The organism is Streptomyces sp. NPDC004610, from assembly GCF_040609715.1.
Lineage (GTDB): Bacteria > Actinomycetota > Actinomycetes > Streptomycetales > Streptomycetaceae > Streptomyces.
Genome location: NZ_JBEXLA010000003.1, coordinates 242,526 through 264,462, shown reverse-complemented (window position 1 = coordinate 264,462; position 21,937 = coordinate 242,526). Strand labels below are relative to the sequence as shown.

The following is a 21,937-nucleotide window of genomic DNA, read 5'->3' as shown; positions in this document are numbered from 1 at the left end:
CTGCGGTGGGGGGGGCCCCCGGGGCCACCCCCCCTTCCGCTGTCCTTCCTTGCGGGGCCATCACCCCGAAGCCCGCCCCCTGCCGACTACCCGATCGACCCCGGTCACCCCCGATCGACCCGTCAATCAGCGGAAGACCTGCCCCCGTACGGCCCCCTCGGGAAAGTCATCGGTGTGGAGGCTGACATAGAACCCACCCGGCTCGGCGGCCAGTTGGCGCAGGGTGGCGGGGTCGGCGACGGGGGCGGTGCCGGACAGGGCGATGATCGTGCCGGGGAGCGGCGAGGTGAACAGGGGGACGGCGACCTCACCGTCCTGGCCGAGTTCACCGCGCTGGACCTGGGCGCGGGTCGGCGGGCGCAGATTGACCCAGGCGAGGGAGTAGTCGAGGGCGGTGCCGTCCGGGTCGAGGGAGACGTTGGTGACGGCGTCGGGGTCACCGGCGGTGCCGAGGTCGGCCTCCTGTCTGCCGTCGGCGAGGGCGCTGAGGGTGCCGCCGGGGATGACGCCGAGCGGGTCGACGGGGGTGTCGGAGACGGTGACGGGTCCGCTGAGGGTGCCGCCCGGGGCTCCGGCGGCGGTGAGGGTGACGGTGAAGTCGGCGGGGCGGCCCCGCAGGTCCTCGGCGAGGGCGGGGTCGTCGAGGGTGAGCTGCCCGGCGGCGGCACGGGCGCTGCCGGGCAGGGGTGAGCCGAAGAGCAGTACCGCCGTCCCGGTGCCGCCCTCGGTCCGCTCGATGCGGGCCGCGCTGGGGGCGTCCATGCCGCTCCAGCTCAGGGAGAAGGTGACGCGCCGCTCGGCGACCTTGGCGAGAACGGCGGCACTCGCGCCCCGCGCGCCCTCACCGAGCCGGGCCAGCAGGGACGTCCCGGGACCGCCGGGCACGGCACTGGGCGACCCGCTGTCCGCGACCTTGGGCAGCCCGGTGCCCTGCGCGCCCGACAGACCGGTGCCCTGCGATGTGCCCACGCCCGGACCGGCCCCGCTCCCCCCGAGCGGCGCCCCGCACGCGGCCAACGCGGCGGTGAGCAGTACGGCTTCGGCGGTGATGAGAAGCCTGCGCATGATTCATGTCCTCACTGTGTGCGGTCGGCCACTGCGACCCGGGGCCCGCCAAGGGGCGCCCCGCGGGGGATCCGGCACGGGAGTTCCGCGCGGGGATCCCGACGCGTGGAGGAGCCTGCGCGGGGTCCGGGCATACGGAGCACGCTTGGCCGGGGGGAGGGGTTCAACTGAGCGCCGCACGTGCCGGGTGTCCCGGCCGGGCAGTCAACCCGGCCCGCCGCTCCAAGAGATGAGCGACGGGCCGACTGACAGGAAAGGGACTGCCGATCCGAGATCCGCAAACCCACAGACCCGCAGATCCATCAATCCCACCCACTACCGCAACTACCCAACTACCGCGACGACCTCAACCACTACCGCACGGCGACATAGTCCCCGGTCGACGCCTTCGCCCCGGAGGTCGAGTTCCCTCCGTAGTTCCACCGCCAGGTCCCCGACCCGGTGGCCTTCACCGTGGCCTTCAGCGCCCCCGAACTGCTCGACGTCACCTTCTTCACCGTCTTGTACGTGGACGTGCCCGCGGCCTTGAACTGAAGGCTCACCGTGCGGCCCCCGTACCCCTGGTACGTGTGGGTGTCCCAGTTGGCCCGGGTGACCCGCCCCGTCACAGTGATCGTCTTGCCCTTCGCGACCGGCTCCGGCGACGCGTTCACCGTGACCCTGGTGGCCCGCTTGATCTGCAACGGGAGACTGACGTCATCGACGTCATAGGCGTCACCGACGAAAAAGACACTGGCGGCGCTCTTCCAGGCGCCCGCGTCCTCGTTCCCGAAGTCGATGTGCCGCGGGTCGATGTAGAGCCACTCCTCGAAGTCGCAGATCCCCTTCGCCTTGTCCACGATCTTGCAGTCACTGGTGATGATGGCGCTGTGCACGGTGTCCGTATTGTCGAGCCTCCCCCGGTAGGGGAACAGCGACGCCCCGAAGTCGAACTTGAGCTTGGTCGTCATCCGGAAGGAAGCACGCACCTCCACCTCCTCCTTCACCCCGACCACGATCGGCTTCCCGCCGTTCACCGCGACCCGGCTGAAGGAGGCCCCGCCCTCCGCCGCCCCCGCGGGTACCGCCGCCACCCCCAGGAACACGGCCACCGCCCCACCGGCCGTCACCGCTCTTCGCATCGTCTTCCCCATCCTCGAAGCCCGTCCTCTCCCCTGCCGCCCGAACCGAGCGCGCAGGCACACCGGCCGAAGGCACATCCTCACGGCTGGTTGTGGGACAGCGGAGCACCGCACGCGGTTGTACGCGCCACGGCAACGATTCGATCACTCAGCTCGCCCCCACGAGCAACTGCCGTGCCCACGGGGCCAGATCACCCGGCGAGGCACCCCTGCGGTCCCGCACGATGCGCGCGTCGTCGCCGGTGAAGACCCTGCGCAGGAACGCACCGAGATGCCGCTTCCGTACCTCCGTCATCGTGCATTCCCGACCCCTCATAGCGCCCCACCGCACTCCCCCACCCAGAACTATGGTGCCCCACCACATACGACACCGCCCTCCCCCTTCCTACCGTGTGGCGACACGGAAACGTCCCCGCCAACCGCCTGGAAGTGGTGCCGATGTCGTCACCCGCAAGCGCCCCACCCGCTCCCGCGAAGCTCCGCCGAATCGTCGCCGCCAGCCTCATCGGCACGACCATCGAGTGGTACGACTTCTTCCTGTACGGCTCCGCCGCCGCGCTGGTCTTCAACGAACTCTTCTTCCCCGGCTCCGATCCCCTGGTCGGCACACTCCTCTCCTTCCTGACTTACGCCGTCGGTTTCGCCGCCCGCCCGCTCGGCGCCCTGGTCTTCGGGCACTACGGCGACCGGCTCGGACGCAAGAAGCTGCTGGTGCTGAGTCTGCTGCTGATGGGCGGCGCCACCTTCGCCATCGGGCTGCTGCCGACCCATGCCACGATTGGATCGGCCGCGCCCGTGCTGCTCACCGTGCTGCGGCTGGTGCAGGGCTTCGCGCTCGGCGGTGAGTGGGGCGGAGCCGTTCTGCTGGTGTCCGAGCACGGCGACGCGCGGCGGCGCGGCTTCTGGGCGTCCTGGCCCCAGACCGGGGCGCCCGCCGGGCAGTTGCTGGCGACCGGTGTGCTCTCCTTTCTCACCGCCGTACTGTCGGAGGCCGCGTTCACCGGCTGGGGCTGGCGGATCCCGTTCCTCCTCTCCGGTGTCCTGGTGATCGTCGGGCTGTGGATCCGGCTGTCCGTCGACGAGTCACCCGTCTTCCGGCAGGCCCTCGCCCAGGCGGAGACCCGCCGGGCCGCAGCCGCGGAGAGGGCTGCGGCGGAGAGGTCTGCGGCAGAGAGGGCCGTCGCCGCGGAGAAGGATGCGGCGGAGGGGACCGCCGCGGAGAGGTCCGCCGTCGCCGCAGCGGAACCGGCTGCGGAAGGCACAGCCGACACAGCCGGCACCGGCGGCGGCAACGCCGACCAGGTCGAACCCAACCGGCCCCGAGCAGCCCGGCCCAGCACCAGCCGCCGCCCCGGCGCGGAATCCGCCGCCGACCGGATGCCCCTGCTCGCGGTCCTCCGCCACCACTGGCGTGACGTCCTGGTCGCCATGGGCGCCCGCATGGCCGAGAACATCAGCTACTACGTCATCACCGCCTTCATCCTCGTCTACGCCACCACCGCCGCCGGGATCTCCCGGCAGTCCGCCCTGAACACCGTGCTCATCGGGTCGGCGGTGCACTTCGCGGTGATCCCGCTGTGGGGCGCCCTGTCGGACCGGGTGGGGCGGCGGCCGGTGTATCTGCTGGGCGCGGCCGGGGTGGGGCTGTGGATGTTCCCGTTCTTCGCGCTCATCGACACCGGCCGCTTCCCCGCACTGCTGCTCGCCGTGACCGTCGGCCTGGTGCTGCACGGGGCGATGTACGCGCCCCAGGCCGCCTTCTTCTCCGAGTTGTTCGCGACCCGGGTGCGCTACTCCGGCGCCTCCATCGGGGCGCAGTTCTCATCGGTGGCCGCCGGGGCTCCCGCCCCGCTGATCGCGACGGCCCTGCTCGCCGACCATGGGAGTTCGATGCCGATCGCGCTGTATGTCATCGCCTCGGTGGTGCTGACGCTGATCGCGGTGGGGGTGGCGAAGGAGACCCGGCACCGGGACCTGAGCGAGGTCGGGTCGGCGGGGTCCGCCGCCGGGGCGGACCTGAAGTCGCCCACGGACGGCCCCGGGGTCTCCGGGGCGGCGACCGGCGCCCCGATGGCGACCGGCGCCCCGATGGCGAGCGGCGCCCCGATGGCGAATGGCGCGGGCGGTGAGCCCGCCGTCCCATCCTCCTCCTCCCGAAATTCCCTCGACGGATAAGGCCGCCCCGGCCAGGCCCTCGGCCACGCCCCCCGTGCCCCGTGCCGCCCCCGTGCCCCCACTCCCCACCCCCCGCGCCCCGTCAGGGTCCAGGCACCGCCAACCGATGCAGTCTCAGAGCCAGTTGGATCTCCAGTATCCGTGCCGGGCTCTGCCAGTCCTCGCCCAGGAGGCGGGCGACGCGCTCCAGGCGCTGGGCCACCGTGTTGACATGGACGTGGAGCGCGTCCTTGGTGCGGGCGGGGCTCATCGCGCCGGCGAAGTAGGCGTCTAGGGTTCCTGTCAGGTCGGTGCCCCGGCGGGCGTCGTAGGTCACCACGGGGCCGATGGTGCGGTCGACGAAGCCGGCGATGTCGCGATCGCCCGCGAGCAGCAGGCCGAGGAAGCCGAAGTCCTCGGCGGCGGCGCCGTCGCCGGTCCGGCCCAGCAGGCGCAGGGCCTCCAGGCAGCGGCGGCCCTCGGCGTAGGCGGCGGCGAGGGCGTCGGGGTGGGCGGCGAGGTCGCGGACGGGGGCGGAGGCGCCCACCGTGACGGCCTCGTGGACGGCGGTGCCCAGCTGGCGGGCGGCGCGGCGGGCGACCTCGGTGGCGGTGTCGCCGTCGGGCAGGGGCAGCAGCAGGACCGTGCCGCCGTCGCGGGCGGCTGCGAGTCCCTGGCGGGTGGCGGCCAGATGGGAGGCGGCGGACCAGAGCCGGCGGCGGGCGGCGGCCTCCTCGTCGGCGTCGCCGCCCGTACCGTCGAGACGGGCGGCGAGGACGACCTGGGTGGCGTCGAGGTCGGCTCGGAGCCGGGCGGCGCGTTCGCGCAGCAGCCGGGGGTCTCGGTCCCGGGCGTCGAGGAGGTCGTCGAGGAGTTCGCCGCGGACGCGCTGTTCGGCCTCGGCGGCGGAGCGGCGGGCGAGCAGCAGCAGGGAGGTGACCATGGCGGCGCGCTCCAGGGTGCGCTGGTCGACCGGGTCGAGAGCGGGGTGGCCGCGCAGTACGAGGGCGCCGAGCAGTTCGTCACCGGCGGCGACCGCGGCGATCCACTCGTCCCCGTGCCGCACCGCGTGGCCGTCCGCGCGGGATGCCTCCAGGGGGGCGGCGGGGGTGGCGTCGGCCTCGGTGAAACGGACGGCGCCTTCGAGGATCTCGGAGACAGCGGCGGCCACGTCGTGCACCCCGCCGCCGCGCAGGACCAGCTCGGCGAGCCGGTCGTGGACCTCGGAGGCGCGTTCGATGACGGCGCTGCGGTCGCGGATGATCTCGTTGGCCCGCTCCAGCCCGGCGAGGGCGGCGCGGGTCTCGGTGAGCAGATTGGCGGTGTCGATGGCGGCGGCGGCGAGCGCGGCGAAGGAGCCGAGGAGCGCGATCTGCTCCCGTTCGAAGACCCGGGCGCGGCGGTCGGCGGCGAACAGCACGCCGATGACCTGCGGTCCGAGGGTCAGGGGGACGCCGAGGATGGCCACCAGGCCCTCGTCGTGGACACCGGCGTCGATGGTGGTGGTGTGCTGGAAGCGGTCGTCGTGGAAGTAGTCGTCGGTGACATAGGGCCGGGCGGTCTGGGCGACCAGGCCGCCGAGCCCCTCTCCCATGCCGAGCCGCAGTTGCTGGAAGCGGGCCGCGACGGAGCCTTCGGTGACCCGCATATAGGTGTCGCCGCGCTCGGGGTCGTGGAGGCTGAGGTAGGCGACATCGGTGCCGAGGAGGGAGCGGGCGCGCTGCACGATGGCCTGGAGGACGGCGTCCAGATCGCGCGGTCCCGCGAGGTCGTGGGCGGTCTCGAAGAGGGCGGACAGCTCGGCCTCGCGGCGCCTGCGGCCCTCCAGCTCGGCGCGGACGCGCAGGGCGCGCAGTTTGGCGGTCTCCAGCGCGGCCAGTCGCTCGGGCGGGCGGCCTTCGGCGCGGGCCCGCAGCAGGGGCTGTTCGTAGGCGTCGACGGGGGCGCCGCGGGCCAGCAGGTCGAGGAACGGCGCCTCGGCGCCGCCCACCGGTTCTGCGGTGGCGGGACGCTCCGCGGACTGCGTGTGATCGCGGTGCATGTGCCCAGGATGACCCATCCGCCACTCGGCCCGTCAGCCCTGTGGATAACTCTGCGTGACCCCGCCGCCCGGCCTGTGGCAAACCGGGTGTCCGCCGGTCAGTGCGCGGTCCAGCCGCCGTCGATCACCTGTGAGGTGCCGGTGATCGAGGACGCCCACGGCCCGCACAGCTGGGCGACGGCCTCGGCGACCTCCTCCGGTTCGATGAGCCGTTTCACCGCGCTGTCGCGGAGCAGCACCTCGGTGAGGACCCGCTCCACGGGGATGCCGTGCAGCTCGGCCTGGTCCGCGAGCTGCTTCTCGACCAGGGGGGTGCGGACATAGCCGGGGTTCACACAGTTCGAGGTGACCCCGTGCGGGGCGCCCTCCAGCGCGGCCGTCTTGGACAGTCCCTCCAGTCCGTGCTTGGCGGCGACGTACGCGGATTTGTAGGGGGAGGCGCGCAGACCGTGGACGGAGGAGATGTTGACGATACGGCCCCAGCCCTGGCCGTACATATGGGGCAGGGCTCCGCGGATGAGGCGGAAGGGGGCCTCCAGCATCACGGTGAGCACCGTGTGGAAGACGTCCGGGGGGAAGTCCTCGATGGGCCTGACCAGCTGGAGTCCGGCGTTGTTGACGAGGATGTCGGTGCCCGCGGCGGCCCGCTCGGCGGCGTCGAGGTCGGTCAGGTCCAGGACGTGCGGTACGACCGGGCCCGGCAGGGCGGCGGCCGTGGCGGCGAGGGCGTCGAGCCCGGCCGCGTCCCGGTCGACGGCCCTGACCTCGGCACCGGCGGCGGCCAGCCGCAGCGCGCAGGCGCGGCCGATCCCACCGGCGGCACCGGTGACCAGAGCGGTCCGGCCGCCCAGGTCGGGCGGGGCGGGGCGGGGATCCGGGGCGGCGCTGGCTGGGGTCATGATCCGACCCTAGGCCGCACCCACCCCCCGCACCCATATGGTCAGCCTCCACACCTCACAGGGAAGTCGTGGGGTCGAACCACGTGGGTGACTCGGACATGGCCTGCTTGATCCGCAGCACCCCGAACTCATCGAGGTCCGGCAGCGCGTCGACCGCGAACCAGCCGACGTCCAGTGACTCGTCGTCGTTCACCCGGGCCTCGCCACCCACCGCGCGGCAGCGGAAGGTGATGTCCATGTACTGGCAGACGTCCCCGTTGTCGTACCGCACCGGTGACAGTGCCTGGACGACGACCACCCGCTCGGCGACGCAGTGCACCGCGGTCTCCTCCTCGACCTCGCGGACCGCGCAGATGGCGGGCTGCTCGCCCGGCTCGGGGATGCCGCCGATCAGCGACCACTTGCGGTTGTCCGAGCGCCGGTTCAGCAGCACTCTGCCCTCGTCGTCGAAGACGACGGCGGTGACCCCGGGGAGCCAGAGCAGCTGATGACCGGCGGACTCGCGCAGTGTGGTGATGAAGTCAGGGGTAGCCATGTCCCCGACCCTAGCGGCCCGGTTCGCCCGGTCCCGTCCGGTTCAAGGGGCGTACGGCGGTCGTACGGCTACGCGCCACCCGCGCGCCGCCCGCGCACGCCCGCGGTGATCGCCCAGCCGAGGCCCCCGGCGGCGACCAGTAGCAGCGCGATCTCGGGCAGCACGCCCAGCGTGGTGGCGGGTGTCCGGGAGGTCCGCAGCGGCACCTCCTGGACCAAGGTGTCGGCGACGAACATGCCGGTCCGCTGGGTGATCGTGCCGTCGGGCAGGATGATCGCGCTGACCCCGCTGGTGACGGGAACGGTGACGGTCCGGCTGTGCTCGACCGCGCGGACCCGGGACATGGCGAGCTGCTGGTAGGTCATCTCACTGCGGTCGAAGGTGGCGTTGTTGCTGGGTACGGAGATCAGCTGGGCGCCGTCGACGACCTCGGAGCGCACCGCCCAGTCGAACGCGGCCTCGTAGCAGGTGACCAGGCCCACCTTGGTGCCGTCCATGGTGAACACGCCGGGTTCGCTGCCCCGGCTGAAGTCCTGGGCGACCATGCTGGTCCACTCGCTGTTGATGGCGCCGATCAGCGACCGCAGCGGCAGATACTCGCCGAACGGCTGGATCTGCCGTTTGTCGTAGGTGTCGACGGGGCCCTGCTCCGGGTCCCACAGGATCTGCTCGTTGAGGAGCCTGCCGTCGCGCCGGACGACCCCGCCGACCGAGATGGGCACCCCGATCGCCTGGGCGGCCCGGTCGATCACCGCGCGGGCGTCGTCATTGGCGAAGGGATCGATGTCGGAGGAGTTCTCCGGCCAGAGCACGAAGTCGGGCTGCGGAACCTCACCGGCGGCCACCCGGGCGGCGAGGCGCTCCGTCTCGCGTACGTGGTAGTCGAGCACCGCGCGGCGCTGGGCATTGAAATCGAGCCCCGCGCGCGGGACGTTGCCCTGGACCACGGCGACGGTCGCGGTGCCGGCCTCGGCGTCATCGCTGACCAGCGGCCGGGCCGCGACCGCGCCCAGCACCGGGACGGCGACACTGAGCAGGGCCACCGAGGCGGTTCCGCGGCGCACCGCGCGCGTACGGCGGGTGTCGAGGGCGACGCGCAGGACGTCGTACAGGCCGAAGCCGGCGAGGACGACGGCGAAGCCGAGGACGGGGGTGCCGCCGACGGCGGCGAGGGGCAGGAACACTCCGTCGGCCTGGCCGAAGGCGATCTTGCCCCAGGGGAAGCCGCTGAAGGGGACCCGCGCACGGGCGGCCTCTCCGGCGATCCACACGGCGGCGGCCCACACCGGCCAGCCGGGCAGCCGGGACACCGCGGCGACTCCCGCGCCGACCAGCGCGACGAAGAGCGCCTCGATCGCGACCAGGGCCAGCCAGGGCCCGGGGCCGACCTCCACGCCCGTCCACACCAGCAGGGGCAGCAGGAAACCGAGGCCGAAGAGGTAACCGAGGCCCAGTCCCGCCTTCCAGCCGCGCCCGCGCAGCACCCAGCCGAAGGCCGCGAAGGCCGGCAGGGCCAGCCACCACAGGGTGCGGGGCGGGAAGCTGACATAGAGCAGCACTCCGGAGAGGGCCGCGACGGCGGGCGGCACCAGACGCGCGAGCCGGCGGCGCGCGACGGGCGCGGGCTGCGGTTCGGCCTGGTCCGATTCGCCGGAGGGGGGCGCGGTGACGGTCACCCGGGGAGTGTACGGCGGCTTCCTGGGCGGCCGACAGGACGGTCCGGACGCCGGGACCGGGGCCGGGGCGCGGGGACCGGGGCCGGGACGCCGGGCCGGGCACCGGGGCGCTGGGCCGGGACGCCGGGGCGCTGGGCCGGGACGCCGGGGCGCTGGGCCGGGACGCCGGGGCGCTGGGCCGGGACGCCGGGCAGCGCGCTCCGTGAGACGGCGGCGGCGCCTTCCCCGGGAGAAGCGGCGGCACGCACACGTTCACCACAGTTCGTCACCCCTCATCCACAAAGGGCCGGTCTGCCGTTACGGTGTGCCGGAGCCTCGGGGCGCGCGGTCGTGATCCGGCGCGGGCGGCCGGGGCCGGGGAGAGGGTCCGGGGGGACGGGTGGGGTCCACGAGAAGCGTGTCCGCGGCCGGCGCGGCGGCGGAGGACGACGGACACAGTGTCTCCGACGCGACCGGGATGGCCGTGCTGGGCGGCTGCGCGATCTGGTCGCTGATCACGGCCGCCGTGCAGGGAGGCCGGCCGGAGGGGGCGCTGCTGGCGGTGCTCGCGGTCGCCGCCGGGCATGCCGCGGGCCGGATCGCCGGGGCGCTGCTGCCGGTGGCCGCCCCCGGTGCGGCGGCGCTGGCCGGGATCGCGCTCCCGGTGACCCTGCCGCGGCTCGCGCCGGGACCGCAGCCGGGCCCGCCGCTGGGCCACCTCGGCGCGACGGCCGCCCTGCTCACCCTGGCCGCCGGTGCGGCATGCTGCGCCGCCTGGGAGGCGTCGGCGCCCGCGACCCGGCTGCTGATGCGGCTGCTGGCCCTGGCGGCGGCGGTCACGGCGGCAGCGGTGGGCTCGGTCACCGGCGCGGTCGCCTGCGTCGTCATCCTGCTGGCGTCGCTCGCGGCGGGCCGGATGCGGCGGCGCGGCCCCGGCGTCGCGGGGCTGGCACTGGCGGCGGCCGGGGTCACGGCGACCACCTGGGCGGTGGCGGCGAAGGTACTGCCGGACGGGCCGACCCGGTCTCTGGAGGGCCCGCTCACCGCGCACCGCGTGGAGCTGTGGCGGGAGGCGCTGCGGCTGCTGGAGCGGGAGCCGCTGCTGGGCGTGGGGCCGGGACGGTTCGGCGAGCTGGGTCCAGCCCCCGGCACGCCGCTGGCCTCCGACGGCAAGGCCCACTCGGCGCTGCTCCAGCAGGCGGCGGAGCAGGGGGTGATCGGTGTGGCGCTGCTGGGGGCGGCCTTCGGCTGGGTGCTGATCGCCCTGTGGCAGACGGCCCGGCCGACTCCGGTGGCGCTCACCGCGGGGGCCGCGCTGACGGCGGTCGCGGGCATCGCCGCCGTGGGCAACGCGCTGAGCTTCACCGCCGTGACCGTGGGCGCGGGCCTGCTCGCGGGCCTGGCGACCGCCCGCCCGCTATCCGAGGCGGCCGGGGCGGCGGACGGCAGCGGGCGGCGGGGGAACCGGGGCGCCCCTGGTGGGCCGTACGGGTGAGCGGGGGTCAGTGGGCCGTGTCCGGGGTGCCCGCGCGCAGCCGGTCGCGGATCACCCGGACGGCCGCCTCCGCGTCGTCCACGGTGATGGTGAAGGTGTGCCCGTCCCAGAGCCGCAGGACCAGGCCCTCGCCCTGGCGGACGACGACGGCGGTACCCATCTCGGGCCGCCAGCGGTAGCCCCAGCCGCCCCAGTGGCGCGGCGTGACGTGCTCGACGAAGTCGGCGCCGACGACATGGGACAGCGGGATCCGGCGGCGCGGCACGCCGATGTGGCCGCAGCGCACCTCCAGGGAGTCCTGGTCGACCCTCAGGGCCACGCTGACGAAGGCCAGGGTGCCGAAGAGGACCAGCAGTCCGGCCGCGATGCAGCCGACCACGGACATCACCAGGGGCGCGGAGCCGGACGTCCAGGCCGAGTCCACGGCGAGCTGGACGCCGAGCGCCACACAGGCGGCGCCGACCAGCGCCAGCAGCCACTGCACACGGTTGGTGGCATGGCCGGTCCAGACATCGGGGTGCGCTTCGGGCGCGTCCTGGGGGTGGTCCCTCATGTCATCGAGACTACTCAGGATTCACTCCGCGGGTACCCGCGTGCGGAGTGTGAATGCTCCGGACGGAGGCCCCGGGGCGAGCGGAGCCAACGGATTCTCGCGCGCGGGGCACGGCCCCGGTTACCAGGGTCCCCAGGAGCCCTCTACGGCAGCCGTACCGGCGTGGCCGCCCCGAGCAGCCGTCCCTCCGCGTACGCGAGCGCCGGTTCCGGGAGGGTGCCCGCTCGGCCGCTGAGGAGGACGGTCAGGGAGCCGGTGGGGGCCGCGTCGGGGGCGGGTCCGGCGCCGATCCGGCGCAGTGCCTGGGCGGCCACCGCCCCGGCGGAGCCGTGCAGGACCACGGGCGGGGTCCCGGGGCGGCGGACGGCGGCGCGGATCCGCTCGGCGACCAGCTCGTAGTGGGTGCAGCCGAGGACGACGGTCCCCGCCTCGGGCGGGGTGAGGGCGGCGGCGGCGCCGATCGCGGCGTCGATCGCGGCCTCGTCGGCGTGCTCGACCGCCTCGGCCAGCCCCCAGCAGGGCACCTCGGTGACGGTGACACCACCGGCGAAGTCGTCGATCAGCCCGCGCTGGTAGGGGCTGCCGGTGGTGGCGGGGGTGGCCCAGATGGCGACGGGCGTGCCGGGGGCCGCCGCGGGCTTGATCGCGGGAACCGTGCCGATCACCGGCAGAGCGGGCTCCAGGAGGTCCCGCAGGGTGTTCAGGGCGTGCACGGTCGCGGTGTTGCAGCCGACGATCAGGGCCTCGGGGCGGTGCGCGGCGGCGGCGCGGGCGACGTCCACGGCACGCCGGGTGAGGTCCTCGGGGGTGCGCGGGCCCCAGGGCATGCCGTCGGGGTCGAGGGAGAGCACGAGATCCGCGTCGGGGCGGAGGCGTCGTACCGCGGCGGTCGCCGCCAGCAGGCCGATTCCGGAGTCCATGAGCGCGATCTTCACCCGGCCACGATAGACGATGGGCCGTGTCTCACCGGTGCCGTGGGGCAGACTGCGCGGGTGACCGCCTTCGCCTGGATCGCCGCCGGATCACTCGCCGTCTGGCTGTGGCTGCTGCTGTGCCAGGGCTTCTTCTGGCGCACCGATATCAGGCTGCCGCCCCGCCGGGACCCGGACGTCTGGCCGTACGTCTGTGTCGTGGTCCCCGCGCGGGACGAGGCGGAGGTGCTGGAGCTGAGCCTGCCCTCGCTGCTGGCGCAGGAGTACCCGGGGCGGGCCGAGGTGATCCTGGTGGACGACGGGAGTACGGACGGCACCGGGGACCTGGCCCGGGAACTGGCCGCGGACCGTGGCGGACTGGCGCTGACCGTGGACTCGCCGGGCGAGCCGCCCGCGGGCTGGACCGGCAAGCTGTGGGCGGTGCGCCACGGCATGGGGCTGGCCCGCGCGCGGGGGCCCGAGTTCCTGCTGCTGACCGACGCGGACATCGCCCATGCCCCGGACAGTCTGCGGGAGCTGGTGGCGGCGGCCCATGGGGGCGGTTTCGACCTGGTGTCGCAGATGGCCCGGCTGCGGGTGGCGAGCGGCTGGGAGCGGCTGGTGGTGCCCGCCTTCGTCTACTTCTTCGCGCAGCTGTATCCGTTCCGGTGGATCGGCCGCGAGGGCGCGCGGACGACGGCGGCGGCCGGGGGCTGTGTCCTGCTGAGCGCGGCGGCGGCGGACCGCGCGCGGGTCCCGGACGCCATCCGGCACGCCGTGATCGACGATGTGGCGCTCGCCCGCGCGGTGCGCCGCTCCGGCGGGCGGATCTGGCTGGGGCTGGCCGACCGGGCGGACAGCGTCCGGCCGTACCCCCGGCTGGGCGATCTGTGGCGCATGGTGTCGCGCAGCGCCTACGCCCAACTGCGCCACCGGCCGCTGCTGCTGGCGGGCACGGTCGCCGGACTGGCCCTGGTCTATCTGGTGCCGCCCGCCGCCGCCCTCGCGGGCGCCGCCACCGGCGCCACGGCGACCGCGCTGCTGGGCGGCGCGGCATGGCTGGTGATGACCGGGACGTACGTCCCGATGCTCCGCTACTACGCGCAGCCGCTCTGGCAGGCCCCGCTGCTGCCGTTCACCGCTTTTCTCTATCTGCTGATGACGGTGGACTCGGCGGTGCAGCACTACCGGGGGCGCGGCGCGGCCTGGAAGGGCCGCACCTACGCGCGCCCGGACGCCGTCCCCGAGGAGAGCTGAGCGGCGGGCCCGCTACTTGCGGCCGGGCGTCCAGTTCATGCCCCAGCCGTAGGCGTAGTCGACGGTCCGCTGCGGGCTGACACCGCGCTCCGGCACCAGATAGCGGGCCTCGCGCTGGACGATGAGATCGCCGCCCTCGCTGCTGATCAGGGCGAGCGCGCACACCGTGGACGGGACCGTGCACTCGTCCAGCGAGAAGTCGATCGGCGCGCCGAACTGCGGGGTCAGGGTGACCGTGGCGTGCAGATCGGCGAAGGAGCGGGCGCCCTCGTAGATGGTGACGAAGACGAGGATGCGGCGCAGGTGCTGCTGGAAGTCGAGGTTGATGGTGAGGTTCTCGCCGCTGGTGACCGCGCCGGTGCGGTCGTCGCCGTCGAGGTGGATGAACGGCGGCCGGTCCAGCGCCCCGTAGGCGTTGCCGAGGGACTGGACGACGCCCTTGGTGCCGTCGGAGAGTTCGAACAGGGCGCACAGGTCGAGGTCGAGGTCGCCGTGCATGGCGATCGCGCGGCCGAGTTTGCTGCCCCAGCCCTTGAACTGCTTGCGGACCTCCCAGTTGAGGTTGACCCGCAGCGCGCCCGAGGTGCCGCCCTGCTTGCTGAGGGAGACGGTGGGGGCGGACTTGGTGAGGGTGACCTTGCTGAGGCTCACGGGCCGCGCGGGGGCCGCCGGGGCGGGGGCGGGCGGGGTGAGCGACCGGGACGGGGTCGGCGGCGTCAGCGGACGCGCGGGTGCCGCGGGCGGCGGCGGGGCGGCCTGCGGCTGGGGTTCGTCCACCGTGATGCCGAAGTCCGTGGCGAGGCCCGCCAGGCCGCGGTCATAGCCCTGGCCGACGGCGCGGAACTTCCAGGCGCCCTGGCGGCGGTAGAACTCGCCGAGCACAAAGGCGGTCTCGACGGTGGCGCCGGTGCTGTCGAAGCGGGCGACGACACTGTCCCGGCCGCTCTCGCGGACCTCCACGGCGAGGTCGGGGACCTGCCCGAAGGAGCCGCCGTCGGTGGAGGCGGCGAGGACCACGGTCTCCACGGAGGGCTCCACGCGCGCGAGGTCCACGGTCAGGGTGTCGGTGACCCGGTCCCCGGCGGTGCGCTTGCCCTCGTGGCGGACGGCGCCCGAGGCGTGCGCCGCCTGGTTGTAGAAGACGAAGTCGGCGTCCGAGCGGACCTTTCCGCCCACCAGCAGCAGGGCCGAGGCATCCGCGTCGGGCACCCCGGCGCCAGCGCTCCAGCCCACTTCGATCCTCAGTGCCGCCGTCGGCACCGGAACGTTCGACCCTTTCGACATTGACATGTCCGCCCCCATCTCGTGCGTGGCGCCCCGCGGCGCTCCGGACCTCGCTGGTTTCCGTTCGACCAACCTATTCCCCGGGGCGACGGGACGCCCCTGCGGCGCACATGAACACCGCACATGAACGCCGGACATGAACACCGGTGGTCAACCGCCGGTAACCCGCAAGGAACTGAGCCTTTACACGATCCGAACGTACACCGCTGCCCTTTTTCCCCATGTTCGCTCGCATTGGCGATCCGAAGTCACCGCCGACACGGAAAACAACCCTCTTATCGGTCTCCACAACCAGCACATCGTGGGCTTAACTTATGTGCCATGACCTCCCCCCGCTCCACCTATGGCGGCGGCTACTACTCCGCCTCCTTCCCGGACACCCCGATCTACGACTCGCTCGTGGCCGAGCGGGGCACCCCGCAGATCGCCCCGATCCGGGTCCCCGCCGCGTACGACACGGGCAGTCACCTGCCCGCGCTGCCGCCGGCCCTGCCCGCCCTCCCGGCGGCCCCGTCCCAGCCCATGTACGGCTACCCGCAGGCGCAGCAGCCCGCGCCGCTCCAGCAGGCGCCCGGGGCGTACATCCCCCACCAGGCCACCGCGCCGCGCGGCTACCCGGGCCCCCAGCCGCAGCCGCCCCGCCCCGCCGCCCCCGGTGCCACCGGGTACGAGGCGATGCGCCCGGCCGCTCCCCGACCCGCCGCCCCGGGCGGCTACCAGGACCCGTACAACAACCAGCAGTACCGCGGCTACTGATCCCCGCCGCCGGTTGTCGGTGCCGCCTGGCACGATGGCCGTATGGGGAACGCGGGGAACGCGCGACTGCTGTCGCTGCACATCCATCCGGTCAAGGCGTTCCGGGGCATCTCGCTTCCGGAGTACGCCGTGGAGCCCTGGGGGCCGGCCGGTGACCGACGCTGGGTGCTGATCGACGACGGGGGAAAGGTCGTCACACAGCGACAGCAGCCACGTCTGGCGCAGGCCGCCGCCGAGCCGTTGCCCGGTGGCGGCGTCCTGCTGTCCGCGCCCGGCCGGGAACCGCTGGTCGTGACGGTGCCGGAGCCGGGCGGGACGGTCACGCTGGAGATCTTCCGGGACAAGGTGGAGGGGGTCCCGGCGGACGGCGCGGCCCACGCCTGGTGCAGTGCCTTCCTCGGCGCCGAGGTCCGGCTGGTGCATATGGACGATCCGGCGGTGCGCCGTCCGGTGGACCCGGAGTTCGCGCGGCCCGGTGAGATGGTGAGCTTCGCCGACGGCTATCCGCTGCTGCTGACGTCCGCCGCGTCGCTCGACGCCCTCAACGCGCTGATCGCCGAGGGGCCCCATGCCGCCGAGGGCCCGCTGCCGATGAACCGTTTCCGGCCGAACGCGGTGGTCGCCGGGACGCCGGCATGGGCCGAGGACGACTGGACGCGCCTCGCGATCGGGCAGGTGCGGTTCCGGGTGGCGAAGAAGTGCGGGCGGTGCGTGGTGACGACCACCGATCAGATCACCTCGGCGCGCGGCAAGGAGCCGCTGTTCAGTCTCGGGCGCCATCGCCGTATCGGCGGCAAGCTGGTCTTCGGCCAGAATCTGGTGCCGCTCGACCGCGGCACGATCCGGGTGGGCGACCCGGTACGGATCCTCGGCTGAGGGCTCCGCCGACTGCCGGACGGACGTCCCCGGCCACGGGCCCGCGCGCTCCCCGCACCCACCCCCTCACCCCTCCCCTCTGACCCTTCTGACCCCTCGTACCTCTCCCCGCGGCGGCGGGAACCTCCGCCGGGACTCCGCCCGTTGGACGGGCGAGGGGCTCACGAGGGCCCCGGGGCGCGAAGGCACCCGAGCGGCGCGAAGAGGGCCGCGAGGCCCGGACAGGGCAATGGGACTCCAGGGAAAACCAGGGAGAACCGGCAAGAATCAGGGAGAACCGGGAAGATCCCGGGGGATCCGGCCGGGGTGATTTCGCTCTCTCTTGTCCCGGTCCGCACGGCGCCGGGCGCCGGGTCGGGTTATCACGGAGCGGGGAAGGGGGTGCCGAACGGTGCGAGCGATCCGAGGGCTGTGGCGCTGGCGGCACAATCCGCTGCGCCGCACGACCGATCTCGTGGAGTGCTGGCTGGCGCTGGCGGCACTGCTGCTGATCCTGGTGCTGGCGCCGGTGTCCGGGGTCCTGGCGGGTACGTCCGCGCAGGAGGCCCTGGACCGGTCGATGCGCGAACAGCGCGACTCCCGGCGGGAGGTGACGGCGACGGTGGTGCGGGAGCTGGACCGCAGTGTGCTGGACATCGACCCCGAGGCCGCCGCCTCGGACACCCGCAGCAGAGTCCTCGCCGACTGGACGGCACCCGACGGCAGCGAGCACCGCGGCCCGGCGCTCACCCGGCTGGAGTCGCCCGCGCCCGGCGACCGGTTCACGCTGTGGACCGACGAGACCGGCCGCACCGTCGCGCGCCCGCTGGATCCGGCCACGGCCACCACCCATGCCGTGCTCGCCGGGTTCGGCGCCGCCCTGCTGGCCACGGCCCTGCTGGAGGGCGGCAGACGGCTCGCGCTCTGGCGGCTCGTCAAGGGCCGCCACGCCCGCTGGGACCGGGCGTGGGAGCGCGCGGGCCCGGACTGGGGCCGCACCGGCACGGGCAGTTGACGCCCTTCGGCCACCCCTGGACGGCCTTTCGGCTCTGGTCAACCCACCGCCCGCGCGCACGCTACGGTGGTCCGGCCGAACCCTTCGGCATCAAACCCGCGTACGACGAGGTGGGGGCAGAGCAACGCCATGGCACAGGGCACGGTCCAGGTGACGCACACCGGCACTTCGCGGTGGCGGCGCCGCACAGGTGAGTACACCTCGCTCGCCGCCGCCCTGGAGGCCGCGGCCGACGGGGACGTACTCACCGTCGCCCCCGGCACCTACCGGGAGAATCTCGTGGTGCAGCGCGCGGTGACGCTGCGCGGCCCCGAGGGCTCCCCCGGCTCGGTGCGCATCGCCCCCGTCGACGGGGTGCCGCTGACCGTGCGCGCCTCCGCTGTCGTCCAGGACCTGCTGGTCGAGGGCCAGGACGCCGCGGCGCCCGCCCTGCTGGTCGAGGAGGGCGCGCCGGAGCTGACGGACATACGGGTGGTGACCCGGTCCGCGTCCGGTATCGAGGTGCGCGGCGGCGCCCGCCCGACCGTGCGGCGGTGCACGGTCGACAACCCGGCGGGCATCGGGATCGCCGTGCTCGACGGCGGGGGCGGGGTGTTCGAGGAGTGCGAGGTGGTCGCGGCCGGGCAGGCCGGGATCGCCGTACGGGGCGGCGGACACCCGCGGCTCGACCGCTGCCGGGTCCATCACGCCTCGGGCGCCGGACTGACGGCGACCGGGGAGAACTCGGCGCTGGAGGCCATCGGCTGCGAGATCTACGAGGTGCGCGGCAGCGGCGTACAGATCACCGCCCGCGCCACCGCCCATCTCACCGACTGCGATGTGCACCGCACCACCGCCGACGGCGTCACCCTGGACACCGACGCGGTACTGACCCTGGCCGACTGCCGGATCCACGACATCCCGGAGAACGCGGTCGATCTGCGCTCGCGTTCGGTGCTGACGCTGACCCGGACCAGTGTCCGCCAGTTCGGCCGCAACGGACTGTCGGTGTGGGACCCGGGCACGCGGGTGGACGCCAACCAGTGCGAGATCTTCGACTCGACCGGCGACTACCCGGCGGTGTGGGTCAGCGACGGCGCCACCGCTGTACTGGACTCCTGCCGGGTGCACGACGTGCCGGACGCGCTGTTCGTGCTGGACCGGGGCTCGCGCGCGGATGTCGTCGACAGCGATCTGTCCCAGGTGCGCAACACGGCGGTCTCGGTGAGCGACGGCGCCACCGCGCAGCTCGACGACTGCCGGATCCGGGACGCGGCGACCGGCGCCTGGTTCCGCGACCACGGCAGCGGCGGCACGCTCAGCAACTGCACGGTCACCGGCACCCAGACCGGGGTGATCGTCACCAAGGGCGCCGACCCCACCGTCGAGCGCTGCACGGTCGACTCCCCCGCCGAGGCCGGTTTCTATGTGTCCGCGGGCGGCCGGGGCACCTTCACCGGCTGCCGGGTGACCGGCAGCGGCGGCTACGGCTTCCACGTCATAGACGGCTGCCGCACGACCCTGCGCAAGTGCCGTACGGAGCGCTGCGCGCGCGGGGGGTTCGAGTTCGCGGACGCCGGGGACGGCGCGGGCGCGGGGCCGGTGATCGAGGACTGCACCAGCGACGAGAGCGGCGGCATACGGGCCTCGGCGGCGGCCGAGCCGGTGGTCCAGCAGTCGGCGGCGCACACCCCCGGGCTGCTGGGCGCGATCCCCGGGCAGCGCACCGCCGAGCCCGAGCCGTCACCGGCGTTCGCGCCGCCCGCCGAGCCGGAGACGCCCTCCCGCACCTCCCAGGCCGTCCTCGGTGAGCTGGACGGGCTGGTCGGCCTGGACAGCGTCAAGCGCGAGGTGCGGGCGCTCACCGACATGATCGAGGTCGGCCGGCGCCGCCAGCAGGCCGGTCTCAAGGCGGCCTCCGTCAAGCGGCATCTGGTCTTCACCGGCTCCCCCGGCACCGGCAAGACCACGGTCGCCCGGCTGTACGGCGAGATCCTCGCCTCCCTCGGGGTGCTGGAGAAGGGGCATCTGGTCGAGGTGTCCCGGGTCGATCTGGTCGGCGAGCACATCGGCTCGACGGCGATCCGCACCCAGGAGGCGTTCCAACGCGCGCGGGGCGGGGTGCTGTTCATCGACGAGGCGTACGCGCTGTCGCCGGAGGACGCGGGCCGCGACTTCGGCAAGGAGGCCATCGACACGCTGGTGAAGCTGATGGAGGACCAGCGTGACGCGGTCGTGGTGATCGTCGCGGGCTACACGGCGGAGATGGAGCGGTTCCTGTCGGTCAACCCGGGTGTGGCGTCCCGTTTCTCACGGACCATCACCTTCGGCGACTACAACCCCGACGAACTGCTGCGGATCGTGCGCCAGCAGGCCGAGGAGCACGAGTACCGGCTCGCGGAGGGGGCGCCGGAGGCACTGCGGACGTACTTCGCCCGGATCCCCAAGGGCCCGGCCTTCGGCAACGGGCGCACCGCCCGGCAGACCTTCGAGGCGATGGTCGAGCGGCACGCGAGCCGGGTGGCGCAGCTGGCGGAGCCCAGCACGGACGATCTGTCGCTGCTGTTCGCGGAGGACCTGCCGGAACTGCCGTGACGTTCACCGGCGAACGGTAACCGGTAACCCGTAACCCCCGTCCGGTGACGGGTGACCGGCACATGGTGACCGGCGACGGGCGACCGGTGGACAGAGAGTGAGGTGGCGGGCGGACACGGGCGGTACTTGACTGGGAGGAAGCCCAGAGGCACCCCGCGCCGGGAGGCTCCCATGACCGCACCCACCGCCCCCTTCGACCCCACCCGCGTGGCACATCTCGGTGGCAGGTTCGCGCCGGTCACCGAAGAGGTCGACGTGGTGGACCTGGAGGTCACCGGGGAGTTGCCCCGCGCGCTGGACGGCGTCTATCTGCGCAACGGCCCCAACCCCCGCTTCAGCCCGATCGGCAGCTATCTCTTCCCTCTCGACGGCGACGGCATGGTCCACGGGGTGTGGCTGTCCGAGGGCCGCGCCCGCTACCGCAACCGCTTCGTCCGCACCCCCGCGATGCGCGCCGAGGAGCGGGCCGGACACGCCCTGTGGGGCGGCCTGGAGTCCCTGATCACCCCGGACGCCGACGAGGTCGGCGAGGGCCTCGCCCACACCCTCAAGCCCCTGCCCGACATCAATGTCGTCCGGCACGCCGGGCGGCTGCTGGCGCTGGCCGAGTCGGACTGCCCGTTCCGGCTGGACCCGGACCTGGACACGCTGGGCCGGGAGACCTTCGGCGACCGTCTGCCCGCCGGGATCACCGCCCACCCCAAGACCGACCCCGTGACCGGGGAGATGGCGGTGTTCTGCTACGCGCTGGAGCCGCCGTATCTGACCTGGTCGCTGCTCGGTCCGGACGGCGGGGTGCGGCGCGGGCCGACGGCGGTGCCCGGGGCGGACGAGCCGCAGATGATCCATGACATGGCGCTCACCGAGCGGTATCTGGTGCTGGTGCTCGCCCCCGCCTACTTCGATCTCGACGCCGCGATGAGCGGGGGCTCCCTCCTCGCCTGGCGGCCCGAGCGCGGCACCCGCGTCGCGCTGATCCCCCGGGACGGCGGCCCGGTGCGCTGGGCGACGGACGAGGCGTTCTGGGTCTGGCACACGGTCAACGCCTACGACGACCCCGCGGGCGGCGGACAGGTCGTCCTGGACTACGTGCAGTGGCCGTCCCTGTCCCTGGGGGACGGGTACGACGATGGGCACGGCGGAGCCGACCGGGCGACGGGCCGCGCCCATCACGGGCTGACCCGCGCGGTCCTCGACCCGGCCGCCGGAACCGTACGGCGGACGCAGTTGGACGACTCGCGGGTGGAGTTCCCCCGGGTCGACGACCGGACGCTGTCGCTGCCGCACCGGTGGCTGGCCGTGGCGGCGGACAGCGGGCGCGGCCTGGATCTGCTGGCGGGCGAGTTCGATGCCCTGCGCTGGTACGACGTCGGCGGCTCCGGGACCTCGACGCGGCGGTGGATCGCCGGGGACCTGTCCGTGGGCGAGCCGGTGTTCGCGCCGGTGCCGGGCGCGACGGAGGCCGGCCGCGGGTACTGGCTGACGTTCGCCACCGACCGCACCGACGGCAGCAGCAGGCTGCTGGTCCTGGACGCGGAGGACCCGGCGCAGGGCCCGGTCGCCCAGGTCCGCATCCCGGTACGGGTCCCCCTGGGGCTGCACGGGGCGTGGCTGCCGACGGAGTGAGCTGCCGGTGGGTGGGGTGGTCGGTGTGTTGGGGGAAGCGTAGGGCAGGGAGGATGGGCGATTCCGGTGGCGGGGTGGGCCGTACCGCTCGCCGGGTGGGCCCTTCTGGCCCGCCTGTGAACCGGTCCGGTCGGTGAGTGA

Annotated in this window: 18 protein-coding genes; 8 read left to right on the top strand and 10 right to left on the bottom strand. The window is 73.9% G+C overall.

What is annotated here, in order from left to right; translation table 11 throughout:
• Window positions 1-126 precede the first annotated feature (126 nt).
• From ABZX40_RS05240 to ABZX40_RS05230, 3 genes are all read right to left on the bottom strand, one after another.
• Complete coding sequence (locus tag ABZX40_RS05240) at window positions 127-1,065, bottom strand: CHRD domain-containing protein (RefSeq protein WP_355741844.1); 939 nt, start codon at window positions 1,063-1,065, stop codon at window positions 127-129.
• A 353-nt stretch (window positions 1,066-1,418) separates the two neighbouring features.
• Window positions 1,419-2,198, bottom strand: a complete 780-nt coding sequence (locus ABZX40_RS05235) for a hypothetical protein (RefSeq protein WP_355741848.1) — start codon at window positions 2,196-2,198, stop codon at window positions 1,419-1,421.
• Between the two features lie 136 nt (window positions 2,199-2,334).
• A complete protein-coding gene (locus tag ABZX40_RS05230) occupies window positions 2,335-2,481 on the bottom strand; it encodes a hypothetical protein (protein ID WP_355741851.1) in 147 nt (48 codons plus the stop codon).
• 143 nt (window positions 2,482-2,624) lie between these two features.
• Here ABZX40_RS05230 and ABZX40_RS05225 point away from each other — a divergent pair, with 143 nt between their 5' ends.
• On the top strand, window positions 2,625-4,361 hold the full coding sequence (locus ABZX40_RS05225) for an MFS transporter (protein WP_355741854.1): 1,737 nt from the start codon (window positions 2,625-2,627) through the stop codon (window positions 4,359-4,361).
• 82 nt (window positions 4,362-4,443) lie between these two features.
• Here the strand turns inward: ABZX40_RS05225 and ABZX40_RS05220 are convergent, their stop codons facing one another.
• The 4 genes from ABZX40_RS05220 to lnt form a co-directional block, all read right to left on the bottom strand.
• Window positions 4,444-6,381 carry a GAF domain-containing protein gene (locus ABZX40_RS05220; RefSeq protein WP_355741857.1) on the bottom strand — a complete coding sequence of 646 codons (1,938 nt, stop codon included), beginning with the start codon at window positions 6,379-6,381 and terminating at the stop codon, window positions 4,444-4,446.
• A 98-nt stretch (window positions 6,382-6,479) separates the two neighbouring features.
• Window positions 6,480-7,280 carry a 3-hydroxybutyrate dehydrogenase gene (locus ABZX40_RS05215; RefSeq protein WP_355741860.1) on the bottom strand — a complete coding sequence of 267 codons (801 nt, stop codon included), beginning with the start codon at window positions 7,278-7,280 and terminating at the stop codon, window positions 6,480-6,482.
• A gap of 55 nt (window positions 7,281-7,335) precedes the next feature.
• On the bottom strand, window positions 7,336-7,815 hold the full coding sequence (locus tag ABZX40_RS05210) for an NUDIX domain-containing protein (RefSeq protein ID WP_355741862.1): 480 nt from the start codon (window positions 7,813-7,815) through the stop codon (window positions 7,336-7,338).
• Between the two features lie 68 nt (window positions 7,816-7,883).
• Window positions 7,884-9,491: an apolipoprotein N-acyltransferase gene (lnt, locus tag ABZX40_RS05205; RefSeq protein WP_355741865.1), complete on the bottom strand. Its 1,608-nt coding sequence runs from the start codon at window positions 9,489-9,491 to the stop codon at window positions 7,884-7,886.
• Between the two features lie 457 nt (window positions 9,492-9,948).
• Between lnt and ABZX40_RS05200 the strand changes: the two genes are divergently transcribed.
• On the top strand, window positions 9,949-10,965 hold the full coding sequence (locus ABZX40_RS05200; RefSeq protein WP_355741944.1) for an O-antigen ligase family protein: 1,017 nt from the start codon (window positions 9,949-9,951) through the stop codon (window positions 10,963-10,965).
• Between the two features lie 7 nt (window positions 10,966-10,972).
• Here ABZX40_RS05200 and ABZX40_RS05195 read toward each other — a convergent pair whose 3' ends face one another.
• Both ABZX40_RS05195 and ABZX40_RS05190 read right to left on the bottom strand, forming a co-directional pair.
• A complete protein-coding gene (locus ABZX40_RS05195) occupies window positions 10,973-11,518 on the bottom strand; it encodes a hypothetical protein (protein ID WP_355741868.1) in 546 nt (181 codons plus the stop codon).
• Window positions 11,519-11,661: 143 nt separating this feature from the next.
• Window positions 11,662-12,453 (bottom strand): aspartate/glutamate racemase family protein, encoded by a 792-nt coding sequence (locus ABZX40_RS05190; RefSeq protein WP_355741871.1) that lies wholly within the window; start codon window positions 12,451-12,453, stop codon window positions 11,662-11,664.
• Window positions 12,454-12,510: 57 nt separating this feature from the next.
• Here ABZX40_RS05190 and ABZX40_RS05185 point away from each other — a divergent pair, with 57 nt between their 5' ends.
• The gene (locus tag ABZX40_RS05185; protein ID WP_355741874.1) at window positions 12,511-13,686 is read left to right on the top strand and encodes a glycosyltransferase; all 1,176 of its coding nucleotides are present in this window, start codon (window positions 12,511-12,513) and stop codon (window positions 13,684-13,686) included.
• Between the two features lie 12 nt (window positions 13,687-13,698).
• On the opposite strand, the gene ABZX40_RS05180 is transcribed toward ABZX40_RS05185, so the two are convergent.
• On the bottom strand, window positions 13,699-14,970 hold the full coding sequence (locus ABZX40_RS05180; RefSeq protein WP_355741947.1) for a TerD family protein: 1,272 nt from the start codon (window positions 14,968-14,970) through the stop codon (window positions 13,699-13,701).
• 321 nt (window positions 14,971-15,291) lie between these two features.
• On the opposite strand from ABZX40_RS05180, the gene ABZX40_RS05175 reads away from it, so the two are divergent.
• The 5 genes from ABZX40_RS05175 (at window position 15,292) to ABZX40_RS05155 (ending at window position 21,796) form a co-directional block, all read left to right on the top strand.
• The gene (locus ABZX40_RS05175) at window positions 15,292-15,726 is read left to right on the top strand and encodes a DUF6643 family protein (RefSeq protein WP_355741877.1); all 435 of its coding nucleotides are present in this window, start codon (window positions 15,292-15,294) and stop codon (window positions 15,724-15,726) included.
• Between the two features lie 42 nt (window positions 15,727-15,768).
• The gene (locus tag ABZX40_RS05170; protein WP_355741880.1) at window positions 15,769-16,602 is read left to right on the top strand and encodes an MOSC N-terminal beta barrel domain-containing protein; all 834 of its coding nucleotides are present in this window, start codon (window positions 15,769-15,771) and stop codon (window positions 16,600-16,602) included.
• Between the two features lie 391 nt (window positions 16,603-16,993).
• Window positions 16,994-17,596, top strand: coding sequence for a hypothetical protein (locus ABZX40_RS05165; RefSeq protein WP_355741883.1), 603 nt, complete (start codon window positions 16,994-16,996; stop codon window positions 17,594-17,596).
• Window positions 17,597-17,725: 129 nt separating this feature from the next.
• Window positions 17,726-20,170, top strand: coding sequence for a right-handed parallel beta-helix repeat-containing protein (locus tag ABZX40_RS05160; protein WP_355741886.1), 2,445 nt, complete (start codon window positions 17,726-17,728; stop codon window positions 20,168-20,170).
• Between the two features lie 171 nt (window positions 20,171-20,341).
• Complete coding sequence (locus ABZX40_RS05155) at window positions 20,342-21,796, top strand: carotenoid oxygenase family protein (RefSeq protein ID WP_355741889.1); 1,455 nt, start codon at window positions 20,342-20,344, stop codon at window positions 21,794-21,796.
• Window positions 21,797-21,937 lie beyond the last annotated feature (141 nt).

What these genes read in the sequence shown, in the direction of transcription:
- ABZX40_RS05240 (WP_355741844.1), bottom strand. Translation starts at nt 1,065, where the DNA reads ATGCGCAGGCTTCTCATCACCGCCGAAGCCGTACTGCTCACCGCCGCG.
- ABZX40_RS05235 (WP_355741848.1), bottom strand. Translation starts at nt 2,198, where the DNA reads ATGGGGAAGACGATGCGAAGAGCGGTGACGGCCGGTGGGGCGGTGGCC.
- ABZX40_RS05230 (WP_355741851.1), bottom strand. Translation starts at nt 2,481, where the DNA reads ATGACGGAGGTACGGAAGCGGCATCTCGGTGCGTTCCTGCGCAGGGTC.
- ABZX40_RS05225 (WP_355741854.1), top strand. Translation starts at nt 2,625, where the DNA reads ATGTCGTCACCCGCAAGCGCCCCACCCGCTCCCGCGAAGCTCCGCCGA.
- ABZX40_RS05220 (WP_355741857.1), bottom strand. Translation starts at nt 6,381, where the DNA reads ATGCACCGCGATCACACGCAGTCCGCGGAGCGTCCCGCCACCGCAGAA.
- ABZX40_RS05215 (WP_355741860.1), bottom strand. Translation starts at nt 7,280, where the DNA reads ATGACCCCAGCCAGCGCCGCCCCGGATCCCCGCCCCGCCCCGCCCGAC.
- ABZX40_RS05210 (WP_355741862.1), bottom strand. Translation starts at nt 7,815, where the DNA reads ATGGCTACCCCTGACTTCATCACCACACTGCGCGAGTCCGCCGGTCAT.
- ABZX40_RS05200 (WP_355741944.1), top strand. Translation starts at nt 9,949, where the DNA reads ATGGCCGTGCTGGGCGGCTGCGCGATCTGGTCGCTGATCACGGCCGCC.
- ABZX40_RS05195 (WP_355741868.1), bottom strand. Translation starts at nt 11,518, where the DNA reads ATGAGGGACCACCCCCAGGACGCGCCCGAAGCGCACCCCGATGTCTGG.
- ABZX40_RS05180 (WP_355741947.1), bottom strand. Translation starts at nt 14,970, where the DNA reads ATGTCGAAAGGGTCGAACGTTCCGGTGCCGACGGCGGCACTGAGGATC.
- ABZX40_RS05175 (WP_355741877.1), top strand. Translation starts at nt 15,292, where the DNA reads ATGACCTCCCCCCGCTCCACCTATGGCGGCGGCTACTACTCCGCCTCC.
- ABZX40_RS05170 (WP_355741880.1), top strand. Translation starts at nt 15,769, where the DNA reads ATGGGGAACGCGGGGAACGCGCGACTGCTGTCGCTGCACATCCATCCG.
- ABZX40_RS05160 (WP_355741886.1), top strand. Translation starts at nt 17,726, where the DNA reads ATGGCACAGGGCACGGTCCAGGTGACGCACACCGGCACTTCGCGGTGG.
- ABZX40_RS05155 (WP_355741889.1), top strand. Translation starts at nt 20,342, where the DNA reads ATGACCGCACCCACCGCCCCCTTCGACCCCACCCGCGTGGCACATCTC.